The 15,996-nt window shown below is 64.7% G+C and carries 20 protein-coding genes; 7 read left to right on the top strand and 13 right to left on the bottom strand.

Going from position 1 to position 15,996, the window contains the following annotated elements:
• Positions 1-15: 15 nt before the first annotated feature.
• A complete protein-coding gene (locus H0W65_RS12175) occupies positions 16-168 on the top strand; it encodes an acyloxyacyl hydrolase (protein WP_367120115.1) in 153 nt (50 codons plus the stop codon).
• Between the two features lie 58 nt (positions 169-226).
• Here H0W65_RS12175 and H0W65_RS02955 read toward each other — a convergent pair whose 3' ends face one another.
• From H0W65_RS02955 to H0W65_RS02980, 6 genes are all read right to left on the bottom strand, one after another.
• Positions 227-775 carry a fasciclin domain-containing protein gene (locus H0W65_RS02955; protein ID WP_294003646.1) on the bottom strand — a complete coding sequence of 183 codons (549 nt, stop codon included), beginning with the start codon at positions 773-775 and terminating at the stop codon, positions 227-229.
• Positions 776-858: 83 nt separating this feature from the next.
• Positions 859-1,548, bottom strand: coding sequence for an anti-sigma factor (locus H0W65_RS02960; RefSeq protein WP_294003647.1), 690 nt, complete (start codon positions 1,546-1,548; stop codon positions 859-861).
• Entirely contained in the window at positions 1,538-2,131 is a 594-nt protein-coding gene (locus H0W65_RS02965) for a sigma-70 family RNA polymerase sigma factor (RefSeq protein WP_294003648.1), read from the bottom strand. The genes H0W65_RS02960 and H0W65_RS02965 overlap by 11 nt, the downstream gene beginning before the upstream one ends.
• Before the next feature lie 50 nt (positions 2,132-2,181).
• Complete coding sequence (locus H0W65_RS02970) at positions 2,182-2,571, bottom strand: DUF4142 domain-containing protein (protein ID WP_294003649.1); 390 nt, start codon at positions 2,569-2,571, stop codon at positions 2,182-2,184.
• A 149-nt stretch (positions 2,572-2,720) separates the two neighbouring features.
• The gene (fumC, locus tag H0W65_RS02975; protein ID WP_294003650.1) at positions 2,721-4,115 is read right to left on the bottom strand and encodes a class II fumarate hydratase; all 1,395 of its coding nucleotides are present in this window, start codon (positions 4,113-4,115) and stop codon (positions 2,721-2,723) included.
• A 91-nt stretch (positions 4,116-4,206) separates the two neighbouring features.
• Entirely contained in the window at positions 4,207-4,689 is a 483-nt protein-coding gene (locus H0W65_RS02980) for an SspB family protein (RefSeq protein ID WP_294003651.1), read from the bottom strand.
• Positions 4,690-4,743: 54 nt separating this feature from the next.
• On the opposite strand from H0W65_RS02980, the gene H0W65_RS02985 reads away from it, so the two are divergent.
• Both H0W65_RS02985 and H0W65_RS02990 read left to right on the top strand, forming a co-directional pair.
• Entirely contained in the window at positions 4,744-5,121 is a 378-nt protein-coding gene (locus H0W65_RS02985) for an HIT domain-containing protein (protein WP_294003652.1), read from the top strand.
• Positions 5,122-5,210: 89 nt separating this feature from the next.
• On the top strand, positions 5,211-6,779 hold the full coding sequence (locus H0W65_RS02990) for an amino acid permease (protein WP_294003653.1): 1,569 nt from the start codon (positions 5,211-5,213) through the stop codon (positions 6,777-6,779).
• 49 nt (positions 6,780-6,828) lie between these two features.
• Here the strand turns inward: H0W65_RS02990 and H0W65_RS02995 are convergent, their stop codons facing one another.
• A complete protein-coding gene (locus tag H0W65_RS02995; RefSeq protein WP_294003654.1) occupies positions 6,829-7,824 on the bottom strand; it encodes an adenosine kinase in 996 nt (331 codons plus the stop codon).
• Between the two features lie 101 nt (positions 7,825-7,925).
• Between H0W65_RS02995 and H0W65_RS03000 the strand changes: the two genes are divergently transcribed.
• Positions 7,926-8,276 carry a hypothetical protein gene (locus H0W65_RS03000; RefSeq protein WP_294003655.1) on the top strand — a complete coding sequence of 117 codons (351 nt, stop codon included), beginning with the start codon at positions 7,926-7,928 and terminating at the stop codon, positions 8,274-8,276.
• Here the strand turns inward: H0W65_RS03000 and queG are convergent.
• Complete coding sequence (gene queG / locus H0W65_RS03005; protein WP_294003656.1) at positions 8,254-9,300, bottom strand: tRNA epoxyqueuosine(34) reductase QueG; 1,047 nt, start codon at positions 9,298-9,300, stop codon at positions 8,254-8,256. The two genes, H0W65_RS03000 and queG, sit on opposite strands and share 23 nt — an antisense overlap.
• A 29-nt stretch (positions 9,301-9,329) precedes the next feature.
• Here queG and H0W65_RS03010 point away from each other — a divergent pair, with 29 nt between their 5' ends.
• Together H0W65_RS03010 and H0W65_RS03015 are read left to right on the top strand one after the other, a co-directional pair.
• The gene (locus H0W65_RS03010) at positions 9,330-10,277 is read left to right on the top strand and encodes an ABC transporter ATP-binding protein (protein WP_294003657.1); all 948 of its coding nucleotides are present in this window, start codon (positions 9,330-9,332) and stop codon (positions 10,275-10,277) included.
• A complete protein-coding gene (locus tag H0W65_RS03015) occupies positions 10,274-11,494 on the top strand; it encodes an ABC transporter permease (RefSeq protein WP_294003658.1) in 1,221 nt (406 codons plus the stop codon). Before H0W65_RS03010 ends, H0W65_RS03015 begins: the two co-directional genes overlap by 4 nt.
• Here the strand turns inward: H0W65_RS03015 and H0W65_RS03020 are convergent.
• Both H0W65_RS03020 and H0W65_RS03025 read right to left on the bottom strand, forming a co-directional pair.
• Entirely contained in the window at positions 11,491-12,306 is an 816-nt protein-coding gene (locus H0W65_RS03020) for an isocitrate lyase/phosphoenolpyruvate mutase family protein (RefSeq protein ID WP_367120114.1), read from the bottom strand. The two genes, H0W65_RS03015 and H0W65_RS03020, sit on opposite strands and share 4 nt — an antisense overlap.
• Positions 12,233-13,288 (bottom strand): saccharopine dehydrogenase NADP-binding domain-containing protein, encoded by a 1,056-nt coding sequence (locus tag H0W65_RS03025; protein ID WP_294003660.1) that lies wholly within the window; start codon positions 13,286-13,288, stop codon positions 12,233-12,235. Before H0W65_RS03025 ends, H0W65_RS03020 begins: the two co-directional genes overlap by 74 nt.
• 99 nt (positions 13,289-13,387) lie before the next feature.
• Between H0W65_RS03025 and H0W65_RS03030 the strand changes: the two genes are divergently transcribed.
• Positions 13,388-13,993 carry a TetR/AcrR family transcriptional regulator gene (locus tag H0W65_RS03030; protein WP_294003661.1) on the top strand — a complete coding sequence of 202 codons (606 nt, stop codon included), beginning with the start codon at positions 13,388-13,390 and terminating at the stop codon, positions 13,991-13,993.
• A 5-nt stretch (positions 13,994-13,998) separates the two neighbouring features.
• Here H0W65_RS03030 and H0W65_RS03035 read toward each other — a convergent pair whose 3' ends face one another.
• From H0W65_RS03035 to H0W65_RS03045, 3 genes are read right to left on the bottom strand one after another with little or no spacing between them, the layout of a single operon-like run.
• Positions 13,999-14,742 (bottom strand): isocitrate lyase/phosphoenolpyruvate mutase family protein, encoded by a 744-nt coding sequence (locus tag H0W65_RS03035; RefSeq protein WP_294003662.1) that lies wholly within the window; start codon positions 14,740-14,742, stop codon positions 13,999-14,001.
• Positions 14,739-15,116: a VOC family protein gene (locus H0W65_RS03040; RefSeq protein ID WP_294003663.1), complete on the bottom strand. Its 378-nt coding sequence runs from the start codon at positions 15,114-15,116 to the stop codon at positions 14,739-14,741. Before H0W65_RS03040 ends, H0W65_RS03035 begins: the two co-directional genes overlap by 4 nt.
• A gap of 18 nt (positions 15,117-15,134) precedes the next feature.
• Positions 15,135-15,983, bottom strand: coding sequence for a hypothetical protein (locus H0W65_RS03045; RefSeq protein ID WP_294003664.1), 849 nt, complete (start codon positions 15,981-15,983; stop codon positions 15,135-15,137).
• Positions 15,984-15,996 lie beyond the last annotated feature (13 nt).

A 15,996-nucleotide genomic window follows, 5' to 3' on the forward strand; every position in this document is an offset into this window, starting at 1 on the left:
GCCCTGGGCAGCCGGTTGCTGTTCGAACCGGAACTGGGCGTAGGAATGCGCCTGGCGCCTCGACTGACAGCCGAGGCCAGCCTCGTGCATTTGAGCCATGGGCAGCTGTTCGGCGGGCAGAACCCCGGCATCGACAACGTCGGGGTTCGCCTCAACCTGGCGCTCTAGGCGCTTATTTGAAGGTATCGGCCGGCGGCCCGGGGCGTTGGGACGCCGGCCGACCTCGCTACGGCATCAATACCGTGTCGATGACATGGATGACGCCGTTCGACTGCATAACGTTGGCAATAGTGATCCGCGCCGAGCCGCCCTTGGCGTCGGTGATCCGCCAGCCCGATCCAGCCTTGGTGAACTTCAGGTTCTCGCCCTGCACCGTCTTTAAGGTCGCGGTGCCGCGATGCTTGGCGGCCATCGACGCAATCTGGCCGGCGGTGATCCGGCCGGGGACAACGTGGTAGGTCAGGATCGAGGTCAGTGTCGCCTTGTTCTCCGGCTTGACCAACGTCCCGACCGTGCCCGCGGGAAGTTTGGCGAAGGCGGCATTGGTCGGCGCGAACACGGTAAACGGACCCTTGGACGACAGCGTGTCAACCAGGCCGGCGGCCTTGACCGCCGCGACCAGCGTCGTGTGGGCCTTCGAGTTGACCGCATTCTGGACGATATTTTTCGTCGCGTACATGGCGGCCCCGCCGACCATCGGGTTCTTGGCGGCAGCCGGCGCCGCGATCGCCGCGGCGGCAAGTGCGGCGAGGACAAGACGGTTGACGTTGAGCATGACATATTCCCTTTTTGCCGATGAGCGCCGCATTGGCGTCTCGGGGGGAGATACGACGCATCCGCCCGCGCGGATGCAGCCAGTCAGACTTTCGACAGTGCCCCGCTGGCGATGACCGGCCCGGTCGGCGCGCCGGTCGGCGATCCGCCCACAGGCTCGATCGAGACGGCGAAGGTCGTGCCCGGTGCGAACGGCGCGGCCGCCTTGGCGTCGGCGACAATGTCGGTCCCGGCGGCATGGAACAGGCCCAACGGTTGCGGCGCATTCGTGCCGGCGATGGCCCACAGCTGCGCATCGTGCCCGGCGGGAATGTCCATCGGCCCCGGCATTGTCAGCCTGCCGGCCCGGGCATCATAGACCGCGACCACGGGCATATCGCGGCCGGGAAGCGAGAAAGCAGCCACCAGCGGCGCCGGGGTCGGCTGGACAGCCGGCGTCGGACCAACGGTCGGGTCCGGCCTGAGCAGCACCACTCCGAGCAAACTTGCCGCGGCCAGCGACGAGACGATGGCCGTCGGCCTCCACCATCGCCCAGCCAAGGATAGCCGCCCGTCAATTCTCGCCTCGATCCGCCTACCAAGAGCGGCCGATGGCTCAATCGCGGGGATGCTGGCGAACAAGGCAGCGAACCGGTCACGCCATCTTTCGACCTCGCGCGCGAAATCCGGCTCGGCGAGTTGGCGTCGCAATGCTGCCGCTCGATCGTCGCCGGCGAGCAAGCCGAGCGCCTGCTCAGCGGCCATTACGTCGCGGTCGGAGGGCTCAGTCATCATAACCCTCGTCGCTACTCAGGCAGTTCTTGAGGTGCATGAGCCCACGCCGGACCCAGCTTTTCATCGTTCCGAGAGGCACCGATCGTTGCTCGGCGAGGTCGGCATAGGTCAGGCCATTGAAGAAGGCGGTGCGGATCGCGTCTCGCTGCCGTTCCTCCAGCTTGTCGAGGCACAGGTGAAGCCTGGTTTCCTGTTCGTCGAGCAGCATCCGGTCTTCTGCACTGACCCGCTCGTCGGGCAGGTCGTCGATCTCCTCTACCGGCGCGAGGCGATGGCGCCCGGCCGAGCGGCGCCAGTCAATCGCGCGGTTGCGCGCGATTGTCGCCAGCCAGCTGATCGGGCTGGCCCGCCCCGGTTCGAACGCCCCCGCCCTCTTCCAGATGGTCAGGTAGACCTCGCTCAACACATCCTCCGCCGCGCCCCGCTCGCCGCAGATACGCAGGCACACGCCGAATAGCTTCGCCGACGTCAGGCGATAGAGGGTGCGGAATGCATTGCGGTCCTCGGCTCCGGTCGCGACCAGTGCCTCGACCAGCCGCTGGCGCGCTTCATCGGCATCGGATCGTGAGGGTGCGGAGTTCACGCCGGCGATCGTAGTCGGCCTGCAAATCAATCACAATCCAGCGGTTGGCGTTAAAAACGCTTGATGGCCTCTAGCTCGGCAGCGAACACCGGGGCAGCCATTGCCGCAACCGGCCGCAGGGTCGGGCTGGTCCCGTACCGCTCATATTGACGATGCATCGAAAGCGTTTGCGACAGGACGCGTTTCATTTGACTAACATAGACTCCACCCGGGTCGCCGCTCGCGGCCAGCTCCTCGAGCATTGCGTGATCGGACGGAAGCAGCGCGGCCGATGGCAACAGATTCAGGCGACGGCCGGCAAACGACAGCTGCGACCCTACCCCTTGCTGCTCAGCTTGAGACTTGCGGGCGAACTGGCCAAGCCCCGTATCGCCTTCCCGCGCGAGGACCTGTTCCGACGCCTTGATGATGAACAGGGATGCCGATGCGGCCCTCGCCATATAATCGGTGGGGCTGATCGCGATCGATCGAACGACCGGCGCGGCGGCAACCGGGCGAGGCAGAGCGGGTTGGTTGCTCGAGCAACTGGGCAGTGCGAGAGCGGATATCGCTCCCAAGGCCAAAGCGGCAATGCGCACTAGTCTCATCTTTATCTCCCCAGCATATTTTGCGGCTTGACCACTCGATCGAAGGTCTCCCCATCGACCAGTTTCAATTCCAGCCCCGCTTCTTTCAAGGTCAGCCCGTTCGAATGGGCGTGCTTGGCAATCTTGGCGGCATTGTCATAGCCGATTTCAGGAGCCAGCGCGGTGACCAGCATCAGCGACTTGTTCATCAGCTCATCGAGCCGCGCCTCGTCCGGTTCGAGTCCGTCGAGCGCCCGCTCGGTAAAGCTTTCCATGCCCACCGACAGCAAATTGATCGAGCGGATGACGTTCGCGCCAATGAGCGGCTTGAAGACATTCAGTTCCAGATGCCCCTGCAACCCGCCGATGGTCGCCGCGACATGGTTGCCCATGACCTGCGCCGCGACCATCGTCAGCATTTCGCACTGGGTCGGGTTGACCTTGCCCGGCATGATCGAGCTGCCCGGCTCATTCTCGGGCAGCTTCAATTCGCCGAGGCCGCAACGCGGACCCGATCCGAGCAGGCGGATGTCATTGGCGATCTTGCTCAAGGACACGGCAATCGTGTTGAGCACCCCCGACAGCTCGATCAGCGTATCATGCGCGGCGAGTTCGGCGAATTTATTCGGCGCCGAGGTAAACGGCAGGCGGGTTAGGTTGGCGACTTCCTTGGCGAACGCTTCGCCGAATCCCTGCGGCGCATTGAGGCCCGTCCCGACCGCGGTTCCGCCCTGCGCAAGGCGAAGGACGCGCGGCAGCGCGCCTTCGACCCTGGCGATATTGTCCTCGATCTGCGCCGCGTAGCCCGAAAATTCCTGGCCAAGCGTCAGCGGGGTCGCATCCTGCAAATGGGTCCGGCCGATCTTGACAAGGTGATCCCATCGTTTGGCTTGATCCGCCAGCCGGGCGTGGATTTTCCGCAACGCCGGCAGCAGCTGGCGATAGGCGGCGATCCCTGCAGCGATGTGCATCGCAGTCGGAAAGCTGTCGTTCGACGACTGACCCTGATTGACGTGGTCGTTGGGGTGGACCGGCTCCTTGCCGCCCTTGTTCCCCGTCAGTTGTTCGTTGGCGCGCCCGGCGATCACCTCATTGGCGTTCATGTTCGACTGAGTACCCGACCCGGTTTGCCAGATGACCAACGGAAATTGCCCGTCGAGGTCGCCGCGGGCGACTTCGGCCGCTGCTTGCTGGATTGCCTCTGCCAGCTGCGGATCGAGCCCGCCGATGCGCGCGTTCACCCGCGCCGCCGCCTGCTTCACATAGCCCAGCGCGTGGACGATCTCGGCGGGCATCCGCTCACGCTCGCCGAATGGGAAATTGGCAATCGAGCGTTCGGTCTGCGCACCCCACAGGCTGTCGCCGGAAACCTCGATCGGTCCGAAGCTGTCGGTCTCGGTCCGGGTGATGCTCGACATTTTTCCTCCGTCATCCCGGCCTGCAGCCGCGATCCACCTTTGCTCTGTCACCGGCGACGTGCTCGAATGTCCCCAGGACATTTTGCGCGCGTCACTTCTTTCTGGTGAAATCCACCGAAACGACGTTCGACCCGTCCTCGACCGTCTCGGCGAGGGGCGAGTCATTTTCCGGCTCGTCATGGTCCTCATGGCCGTCAGCCGCGCCATTGGCCTGGAATTTAAGGCTGAAATCCACCGCCGGGTCGACGAAGTCGGTGACTGCGGCGAACGGCACGGTCAACGTCGACGGCACTCCGCCGAAGCTGAGGCCCACGGTAAAGATGTCACCCTGGACTTTCAAATCCCAGAAGCGGTGCTGGATGACGATCGTCATCTCATCGGGGAAGCGCTCGGCGAGATGCTTTGGGATCGACACACCCGGCATGCGGGTCTTGAAGGTGATGTAGAAATGGTGCGCCCCCGGCAGCCCGCCGACCTGCTCAACCTCGTGAAGCACCCGCCCGACCACGTCGCGCAGAGCTTCCTGGACGATCTCGTCGTAGGGAATCAAACTTTCAGGTGTGTCGTCGGCCATCGCTTTTCGTGGTAGCGAGCATCGCCAACCGGTCAAGCGGAGTATGATTGTTCGATGCCGATCGATGCCAAGCGGCCCTATGAAGAGGGCAATATCTTTGCCCGCGTCCTGCGCGGTGAACTGCCCAACAAGACCGTACTGGAGACCGAGCACAGCCTCGCCTTCCACGATATTTCACCGCTGGCGCCGATCCATGTACTGGTGATCCCCAAGGGGCCCTACGTTAGCTGGGACGATTTCGCCGCCAAGGCGTCGGATGCCGAAATCGTCGATTTCGTCCGCGCGGTGGGCGAGGTGGCGCGAATGACAGGGGCCAACGCGCAGGGCTATCGCCTCCTTTCCAACGTCGGCAAACGGTCGGGCCAGGAAGTCCCCCACCTCCATGTCCATGTCTTCGGCGGAGCGCCGCTGGGGCCAATGTTGGCGCGATAACAGGGGATTGCGCCCGTCGAATGAGGCGCTAGGTTCCTGTCCCAAACAACGGCGCCTTCGACCAGCGCCGCCATTGTAAGGGGAATGATATGCTGCTCGACCGCGTTAAATCGCTCGACGCCATTTTGGCGACTGCCGAGAAGAAGGGGCTGCACCGCTCCTTGGGCGCGTTTCAGCTGACCCTGCTCGGCATTGGCGCGGTGATCGGCACGGGCATTTTCGTGCTGACGTCGGAGGCGGCGCAAAAGGCCGGCCCGGCAATGATGTTGAGCTTCATCATCGCTGGCTCGGTCTGCGCGGTCGCGGCTCTGTGCTATTCCGAACTCGCCTCGATGGTCCCGGTATCGGGCTCGGCTTACACCTATACCTATGCCGTGATGGGCGAGCTGCTGGCCTGGATGGTCGGATGGGCGCTAATCCTTGAATATGCGGTTGGAGCATCGGCCGTCGCGGTCGGCTGGTCGGGCTATTTTGTGGGGTTGCTCAAAAGTTGGGACATCATTGTCCCGACCGCCCTCGCGGTAGGCCCGACTCAGGGCGGTATTTTCAATCTGCCGGCAGCGGCGATTGCTATCCTTGTTACCCTGCTGCTGATCCTCGGCACCAAGGAAAGCGCGCGCTTCACCGCGGCGCTCGTGCTCGTCAAGGTGTTCGCCTTGACCGTGTTCATCATCCTTACCTTGCCGGTGCTCAACGGCGCTCACTTCACGCCCTTCATTCCGAATGGATGGGGGACCTATGGAGTTGTAGGTGCGGCTTCGTCGATCTTCTTTGCCTACGTCGGGTTCGACGCTGTCTCGACCGCCGCCGAAGAAACCGTCAACCCGCAACGCAATGTCCCGATCGGCTTGATCGGCAGCTTGCTGTTCTGCACCATCTTCTACCTGCTGGTATCAGCCGGCGCGATCGGGGCGATGGGGGGCGACCCGGTCCGCTCCGCCGCCGGCGTCGTGCTGGCGCCCGGCTCGACTGAGCTAGCCGCCCAGTGCCAGGCGATTGTCGCCAGTGGCGCCAACGAACCTTTGGTCTGCTCGAAAGAGGCATTGGCCCATGTTCTCCGCTCGATCGGCTATCAGCGGATCGGCGACCTGATGGGCGTGGCCGCTTTCATTGCCCTGCCATCGGTCGTGCTGATGATGATGTTCGGCCAAACCCGTGTCTTCTTCGTGATGGCGCGCGACGGGCTGCTCCCCGAAAAGCTCGCCAGCGTCCACCCGAAGTTCAAGACCCCGCACGTCGTCACCGCCTTCACCGGCGTCGTGGTGACGCTGGCGGCAGCCTTCCTTCCGGTCGGCAAGCTGGCCGATTATTCCAACTCGGGCACGCTGTTTGCCTTCGCTATGGTCGCGCTGGCGGTGCTAGTGCTGCGCAAGAAGGATCCGGGCCGCCATCGTCCGTTCCGCACCCCTGCGGTTGCGATCGTCGCTCCGCTGGCAATCCTGGGCTGCCTTGGCCTTTACCTCTACCTGCCGTTTCTGGCGCAGATGGTGCTGTTCGGCTGGGGCGCGCTCGGCTTGATCGTCTACTTCGGCTATTCGCGTGGTCACAGCCACGTCGGCCGCGGGATCATCGAGGTGCATGAGACCGACAGCGATGCCCCACCTTTGCCGGTCCCGCCGATGCCCGGCGCGCCAACGCCGGGTGGAACGCAGGCCTGAGCTGCCGTTTCGAAAATTGAATGAAAGGGGAGGCTTCGGCCTCCCCTTTTTATGACAAAAGGTTGCCCGCCAGCGCCTTGAGGTCCGCTTCCGGCCGCGCGCCATAATGCTGGACAACCTCGGCCGCGGCGATCGCGCCGAGCTTGAGCGAGGCCTTCAGCCCCAGCTCGCGCGCCTGCCCGGCGAGGAACCCCGCCGCGAACAAGTCACCGGCGCCGGTGGTGTCGATTAGCTGCTCGATCGGCTCGGCAGGAACCGCAGCGCGTTCGCCGCCGGCGACCGCGACCGCGCCGTGCTCGCCGCGCGTGATCACTAGCACAGAAACTTTCGGCGCGACCATCGCGACGGCGCCATCGATATCCTTGGCTCCGGCGAGCTCCAGGATTTCGGCCTCGTTGGCGAACAAGATGTCGATCCTGCCCGCGTCGATCAGCCGTTTGAAATCGCCGCCGTGACGGGAAACGCAAAAGCTGTCGGACAGGCTGAACGCGACTTTGGTTCCGGCAATTCGGGCGGCATAGATCGCCAGCTCCATCGCCGCACGCGGTTCGACCGGATCCCACAGATAGCCTTCGAGGTAGAGTATCTTCGCCGAAGCGACTTCGTCCGAACGGATGCTTTCGCTGCCGAGACGCTGCGCCGCTCCAAGGAAGGTGTTCATCGTCCGCTGGGCATCCGGAGTGACGAGTATCAGCGATCGTCCCGTCGCACCGACATCGGCTCGCCGCGCCGTCCGAAACTCAACGCCTTGCGCGCGGATGTCATGCTCGAAAATCCGCCCCAACTGGTCGTCCGCGACCTGGCCGATGAACGCGGCCTTCAAGCCCATCGCGGCCAGACCCGACGCCGTATTGCCGGCGCACCCTCCCGACAATTCTCGCCCCGGCCCCATCTGGCCATAGAGCCGCACCGCCTCGGCCTCGTCGATCAGCCGCATCGATCCCTTGTCCAGTCCTTGGGCGGCGAGAAAAGCATCATCGGCATCGGCGATCACGTCGACGACCGCATTGCCCACGCAAAGCACGTCGAAACGGTGTTGGGTCATTAAATCTCGATCCTGCTGAAAGGGGTAAGCCGCGCCGCCTAGCGGCGCCGGGTCCGCGCCGCAAGCTTGCCAGCATCCCCAAGGCCCGCCACAACGCGGCCATGCGCCGCCTCATTCCCGCCTCTGCCCTGCTCCTCGCCGGCTGCGCCACTGCCCCGCCCGTGCCGGTCGTTCCGGCCAAGCCGGCGGTGGTCGAGACATCCGAGCAGGGCGCGCTTATCGGGCTCGGCGCCAACGAGCTTGTCGCGCGCCTCGGAACGCCGCGACTTCAGATTCGCGAGGGCGACGGCACCAAACTGCAGTTCTCCGCGCCGGCCTGCATCCTCGACGCCTACCTCTACCCGCCGCCGGCCGGCCAGGGGATCGGCCGCGTCACCCACGTCGACACCCGCACGCGCGATGGTCGCGCCACCGATCAACTCCGCTGCCTCACCGCGATAGAGACGCGCTGAGCCGATCCGCCGCCCAGCGCGCCGCGTCGGCGACGACCGGATCGTCGCTCGCCAGGTGCCGCTCGACCGCCCCCGCCAGCGCCGGCTCCCCGCTATTGCCCGCCGCGATCAGGCAGTTGCGGGTCATCCGCGCCACGCCGATGCGCTTGATCGGCGATCCCGAGAAAAGCTCGCGAAAGCCGGCATCGTCGAGCGCAAGCAGGTCGGCCAGCGCCGGCGCCGCCAGTTCGGCGCGCGGCGTGAACGCCATGTTGACCTGCGCCTGGCTGGCGAACCGGTTCCACGGGCACACCGCCAGGCAATCGTCGCAGCCGTAGATGCGGTTGCCGATCGCTTCGCGAAACTCGTACGGGATCGGGCCGGCATGCTCGATCGTCAGGTAGGAAATGCAGCGCCGCGCGTTGATCTGGCCCGGCGCGATAATCGCCTGGGTGGGACAGGCAGCGATGCAGCGCGTGCAACTCCCGCAATGGTCGCTGGCAGGCTCGTCGGGCTCCAGATCGAGCGTCGTGTAGATCACGCCCAGGAACAACCAGCTGCCGTGTTCGCGGTTCAGCAAATTTGTGTGCTTGCCCTGCCAGCCGATACCCGCGGCCGCCGACAGCGGTTTTTCCATCACCGGCGCGGTGTCGACGAACACTTTTAGGCGGCATCCGCATTCGTCGGCCAGCCAGCGGCCAAGCACCTTGAGCGCCTTTTTGATTACCTTGTGGTAGTCGGCCCCTTGCGCATAAACCGAGACACGGCCCCGATCCCTTGCCTCGGCCAAAGCCAGCGGATCGGTCGCCGGCGCATAGCTCATCGCTAGTGCAATCACCGACTTCGCCTCGGGCCACAGGCCGGTCGGGCTGGCGCGTTGATCGGCGCGCGCTTCCATCCACCCCATCTCTCCATGGTGCCCGGCAGCCAGCCAGTCGCGCAGTTGCTCGCCCGCTGCGGGCACCGCGCCGGCGCGGGCAAATCCGCAGGCAACGAACCCCAGCTCCATCGCCTTGTCGATAATGCTCTGCTTGAGGCTTGCCATGACCCCGACAGCCTTTACCCATACGCGACATGGGGGAAAGAGCCATCGCCGCCGAAGCTCGGCAACTCGTCAAGCTGTTCGACGGCAAGCGCGCGGTCGACGGTGTCAGCCTGACCGTCCCAGAAGGCAGCATCACCGGCATTCTTGGCCCCAACGGCGCCGGCAAAACCACCACCCTCCGCATGATGCTCGGCATTATCGATCCGACCTCGGGCAGCCGCTCGCTGCTTGGTCACGACCGCCCGCTCGAGGCGGCGCGTCAGGTCGGCTATCTGCCCGAAGAACGCGGACTGTATCCGGCCATGCTCGCCGCCGAGGCCATCGCCTTCATGGGCGCGCTGCGCGGCGTCCCGATCGCCGAGGGTCGGCGACGCGCGGTCGCCTTGCTCAAAGATCGCGGCCATGAGAATTGGGCAAAGCGCCCGATTCGCACCTTGTCCAAAGGCATGGCGCAGACCGTCCAGTTGCTCGGCACAATCATCCACAAGCCGAGGCTGATCGTCCTCGACGAGCCATTCGCCGGGCTCGACGCGCTCAACCAGGAAAAGCTCGAGCAGCTAATCCGCGACCAGGCGGCAGCCGGTATCACCGTTATTTTTTCGACCCATGTCATCGCCCATGCCGAGCGGCTGTGCGAGCGGGTCGTAATCATCGCCGAGGGCAAGGCCGCGTTCGAAGGCGCGGTCGACGAAGCCCGCGGCCGCCTCCGCCCGATCGTCCATTTGCGCACCCGCGCCAAGGATGGGCCGTGGCGATCGATCCTTCCCGTCCGCGCCAAGCAGATCGCGGGCGAATGGCGCTTCGAACTGCCCGAGGGTGGGCCCGAGCCGATGCTCCGGGCGCTGCTCGACGGTGGCGCGGGGATCGAGACGTTGAGCATCGAGCGGCCCGGCTTGCACGACGCCTTCATCGCCATCGCCGGTGAAGCAGCGGCGCGGGCGATGGGCCAGCGTCCGCCCGAGGAAATGGCGTCGTGAAGCTCCCCGAGACGATCCGCGCCGCCTTCGTCATCGCCCGGCGCGATTTCACTGCGACGGTCCTCAGCAAGACCTTCCTGCTGTTCCTGCTCGGCCCACTTTTCCCGATCCTGCTCGGCTTCACGTTCGGCGGCATCGGGGCGCAGGTCGACCGGAACGTGGCGCCGCCGACGGTGGCGGTGATCGCGGCGCAGACGGATTATGAGCTGCTCGACGCCGCCCGGACGCGCCTCGCACCACTGGGCGGGGGCCGCGAGGTGATCCAGCTGCGCCTGGTCCGCCCTGAACAGGACACCGCCGGACAGCGCGCGCGCCTGCTGTCGGACGAGAAAAGCAGCGTCGTCGGGGTCCTCGACGGCGGCTTGATCGCCCCCCATTTCACGGGCTTGCGGGGAGGCGACGGACGCACGGTCAGCCAAATCAGTCTATTCATCGACGAGGCCCGGCGGCTCAAGGAATTGCCGACGGTCGGGGGCAGCCCGCTAGCGACCACCCCGACCAAAAGTTCAGCTGGCTCGCTTGCCTTTGCCCGCACGCTGACCGCTAGGCTTGGTCAGACGATCCTGTTCGTGCTCACTATCTTGCTGGCAGGCATGCTGCTGTCGCAACTGATTGAAGAGAAATCGAGCAAGGTGATCGAGGTGCTCGCCGCCGCGGTGCCGGTCGACGCGATTTTCCTTGGCAAGCTGTTCGCTATGCTTGCCATGTCCTTGGTCGGAATTTCCGTTTGGACCAGCGCGGGCGCGGCTGCGGTCGCCATTTTTGCCAACGGCGGCTTGTCGATCCTGCCCCCTCCCGCGGTCGGCTGGCCGGCCTTCCTGGCCTTCGTCCTGCTCTATTTCTCGATGAGCTATCTGCTGATCGGCGCGACCTTCCTCGGCATCGGCGCGCAGGCTTCGACGGTCCGCGAGGTGCAGACGCTGTCGATGCCGGTCACCATGTCGCAGGTCTTGCTATTCGGTTTCGCCTCGATCGGCGTCGGCAAGCCCGCAAGCGCCGAGGCGATCGGTGCCGCTGTTTTCCCGCTGTCGAGCCCGTTCGCGATGATCGCCCGTGCGTCGGAGGAAGCGGCGCTTTGGCCGCACGCGCTGGCGCTAGCGTGGCAGGCGCTGTGGGTGGCGCTGATCCTCAAGGGCGCGTCGGCCATCTTCCGCCGCAGCGTGCTCAAATCCGGTCCCGCCTGGCGCTGGCCATGGCAGAAGCGGGTGACGGTCTAGCCGATCGCTGCCTTCGCCGCTTCGGTCAGCTGTTCCATCAACGCCATATAGGGGAAGGGCCCGTGGCTTATCCGCGAGACACCAGTAGCGGCGACCTCGTCATCGGACGGACACCCGGGATAAGTCATGAAGTTCACCGGGATTGGAGAATCGCCGCATAGCTGCCGAAGCAGGCCGAGATCGCCCAGCATCGGCACGAAGAAGCCGCTTGCCCCGGCTTCGGCATAGGCCCGGGCGCGTGCGATTGCTTCGTCGAGCATGGCATCGTCATGCGTTTCCTGCGGTGTTTTGAGGAAGAGGTCGGTCCGCGCATTGATGAAGAAATCTGGGCCTACCGCCTCTCGCGCTGCCAAGATGCGTTGGGCCTGGACCGCAATCGGGTGCAAATCCTTGCCGCCCACGATTTGATCCTCGAAATTGCAACCGATCGCTCCGGTTTCGGCTAATCGGGCGATATGGCGGGCGCCTTCGGCGGCGTCGTCCGAATAGGCGCCCTCGAAATCGACGGTGACGGGCAACTCGACCGCCTCGACGATGCGCCTGGCATTGCTCAGCGCGAACTCCATCGGCACCAGTTCGCCATCGCCAAACCCGTTCGCCATTGCGACGGAGGCACTGCCGGTGGCAATTGCCCCCACCCCTGCCTTGGCTACCGCCTGCGCGCTACCCGCGTCCCACACATTGTAAAGCACAAGGGGACCTCCGCGGGCGTGCAATGCGGCGAATCGCCGCGCCTTGTCAGGATGCGAGGTCAAATTTTTGACCTTCAAGGAAAAGCTCAATCGAAAGAGGCTGGGGGGAAAGAGCTTCAAGGAAGCCCCGCGCGTCGAAAATCTCGCCAGCCGTGTAGACGCCGGGTGCCGCCGCGGTATCGTTCAAAAGACGGCCAAGCGCTTCCACCACAATCGGTGCCGACACGGCGTAAATGTCCCGCCCACCTGCCACCGCGCGCCTCACCGCGCTCCCCAACCGAGCGACCACATCGACAATGAAGGTCTGGGAAGACCGCCCGCTGTCGTCCGCCGCTATGGGCGGCGGTACCGAGGGATCGATCACATCGCTGACCGCCGCGACAGTCATATATGAACGGAACTCGGCGACCGGTATATGATGCGGAATGGTGACCGCATCGGCCATGGTGAATTCTGTTACCACGCGCTGCCTGCCGAGCGGTTGGGGGAAAGTCCATTCTCCGACTGGCGCCGGACCATCGCGATGTTCGAGACGGCCGTTGGCAAAGGCGATGCGTCGACCCCCTCGGCGTTCCCTCGACACCTTGCCGGCTGCTCGCGTTCCCGCAGTCGGGTGCCAGCTAGCAAGGCCATAGGCGATCGATATTTCGTCGACGTTCGGCCAATCGCCGATCGCAGCCGTCGCCAGCAGGTCGCCAAGCCCGCCGAAGAAGGCCATTGCCGGCAAAATCACAATTCCGGCGTCCCGCGCGCTATTTCCATAGTTGGCGAGGGTGTCGAGGTTGGCCTCAATCTCGGCGGCGATATCCAGATAATGGATCTTTGATCGAAGGGCGGCTTCGACCACGGCCGGTACGGTTTCGGCGAACGGGCCGGCACAATTGATCACGGCGACCGAACCCGACAGCGCCCGATCCAGCGCTGCCGAGTCTTCGAGCGCGGCGACCCGGACGTCCAAATCCGGAAGTTGCACGCCCAAGCTGTTGAGCTTGTCGGGATCACGCCCAGACAGGACCGGCGTCCAGCCCCGCCTTTTCAGCTCCGCAACCACGAAGCGACCTGTGTGCCCATAAGCCCCGTAGACAGTTACATTTCCGCGCATTATCGATCTCACTACAGACTTGTCTGTATCGTATTGCTACAGACCTGTATCGTGTCAAGCCTGATTTCGCCGGAAGACGCAGGTCCAGGGAGATAAGCGATGAATCAGCGGAGGCCGGATAGTCCCGCAAAGGCGGGAGAGCCGATCGCCGCCCTTCGTGATCGGATTCTCGATACCGCATCTAGCCTGTTTTACCGGGAGGGAGTGCACGCGGTCGGCGTCGACTTGGTCGTCAAGAAATCCGGCATCGCAAAAACAAGCCTCTATCGACATTTTGGAAGCAAAGACGCCCTCATCGCTGCCTTCCTCGAGCGGGAGGATGCCGACTTCTGGCGCCAATGGGGCGCGATCGCCGATCGCCATCAGGATGACCCCGAAGCCGAGCTTGCGGCCTATCTGGAATGGATGGCTGAACGGCTGCGGAGGCCGGGCTATTGTGGCTGTCCTCAACTCAACGTCGCTGCCGAACTGCGCGACCCGGATCATCCCGCGCGGCGGATCGCCCAGGCGCACAAGGACAAGATGCGCGGACACCTTTCGGTCCTCGCCAAACGCCTGGATTTAAAGCGTCCTGACGCCGTCGGCGCGCAGCTCGCCCTGGCTTTCGACGGCGCTTTCATCAGCGCTCCTTTCGGTCACACGGAGTTGTTAGTTGCCACGCTCAACGGCACCGTCCAGCTGATCGTGGAACCGGGGCAGCGCTAGCAACGTCAACCAATCGCGTTCCGCGCCGCCTCTTCCAATTGCGCCATCAGTGCGCGGTGCGGAAATGGGCCGTGGCTGATCCGTGCTATCCCCGCCGCCGCCCACTCGGCCTTGGGCGGAGCGCCGGGAAAAGCGACCGCGTTGACCGGCAATGGCACCGCCCTGCACACCCGCTCCATCTGCTTAGGATCGCCCAGCCGCGGCACGAAGAAGCCGCTCGCGCCGGCATCGGCGAACGCCTTGCCGCGCTCGATCACCTGGTCGATTAACGCGTCGTCGGCTTCCTTGTTCTTGAGCAACAAATCGGTGCGGGCGTTGATGAAGAAAGCCTCTCCGACCACGCGGCGGATCGCCTCAATGCGGCGGCATTGCAGCTCCAACGAGTGAAGCCCCTCGCCGCCGAGGACCTGGTCCTCGAAATTGCAGCCTACCGCGCCGGTGGCGGCAAGTTGCGCGACGTTGCGTCCGCCCTCTTCGGGATCGGCCGAATAGGCACCCTCGAAATCGACCGTCACCGGCAGTTCGACCGCCTCGACGATCCGCCTGGCATTGGCCAGCGCGAAGTCGATCGGCACCTGCTCGCCGTCGGGCCAGCCATGGGCGTCAGCCACCGGATGACTTCCCGTCGCCAGTGCCCTGGCCCCGCCCGCGACCACCGCGTTCGCGCTGCCGACATCCCAGATGTTGAACAGCACGACCGGATCGCCGGGGACGTGGAGCGCGGCGAAGGTCTCATACTTGCTGGTCATTCGGGCTCCCCGCCGCCGATTTGCTGGAACAGTTCGACCTTGATTCCATCCGGGTCGAGGATCCACGCGAAGCGGCCATAATCCTCATCCTGCCGCCCGAGGATGGAAACCCCCTTGGCGGCGAGGTCGGCGATCATCGCGTCGAGGTCGTCGACCCGCAAATTGATCATGAACGGTGCCTCGCTTGGCGCGAAATAGTCGGTCGCGGCCTTGAACGGCGACAGCAGGGTGAAGCCATCGGGAAGGTCGTCTTTGAACGGGAACATTGCTCCCCACTCGCCCCCGACGCCGAGATTGTCTCGGTACCAGGCCTTGGTCGCTTCCGTGTCCGCGACCTTGTAGAAGATTCCGCCCAGACCGGTGATCCTAGCCATTGTCTTGTCTCCCCTCGACTACCGCCGCCTTGCTGGTTGACGCGAACAGGATGGCGGCCAGCCCTTTCGTCCGTTCACCAGAAGCATTTCGCCCGACCGCCCGTCCTTGACGTCACGCGAAAAGAGCCAGCTCTTGCCGTCGGGTGCAAAGGCGGCGCCGATTTCGCTTCCGTTGCGGTTGATCTCCAGACCCAGCTTCACGCGCGGTCTCCAACCCTTGGCCGTCCGCTCGCTCCGATAATAGCCGTCGCCGCCGCTCAGCAGCATCCACCGCCCGTCGGGCGAAGGCAGCGGTTCATATTCATGCTCGGCGGTGTTGAGCGCCGGGCCGGCATTCTCGACGACCCACCCGCCGCCCTCTTCGCGAGCGCGCCAGATATCGGTCTTGCCAAGTCCGCCGGGACGGTCCGAGCCGAAGTAAAGCCAGCCGTCGCGGTCGTGCCGCGGAAACCATTCCTGTCCGGTTGAATTGACCGGCGCGGGCAACCGCTCGGCTGTGCCCCATTTGCCGTCCCTGCCGCGCCGTGCGCGCCAGATGTCGAGATCCTTTTTCGCCACCCCGTCGGTTGTTCGAGTCGAGATGAACCACAGCGTGCGGCCATCGGGGGAGAACCAAGGATCAGCCTCGACCCCGTCGCCGGCGATGGGCGCGTCGACCGGCTTGCTCCACCCGTCCTGTGCGCAGCGGCTGCGCTTGATCCGCCAGCCGGAGAATTGCGGGGAGGAGCGAACGAACCACAGATCGCCCGTCCTTAGATCGAAGGCCGGATGCGATTCGAACTGGCCGGTGGAAATCGGCGGCGCGGACCAGACGACGGGCTCGGCAGCCGACGCCGCGGCAAGCAACCCAAGCAGCGCATCGATCATCTCTTCCCCCTAT

It is taken from the genome of Sphingomonas sp. (genome assembly GCF_013816785.1).
GTDB lineage: Bacteria > Pseudomonadota > Alphaproteobacteria > Sphingomonadales > Sphingomonadaceae > Sphingomicrobium.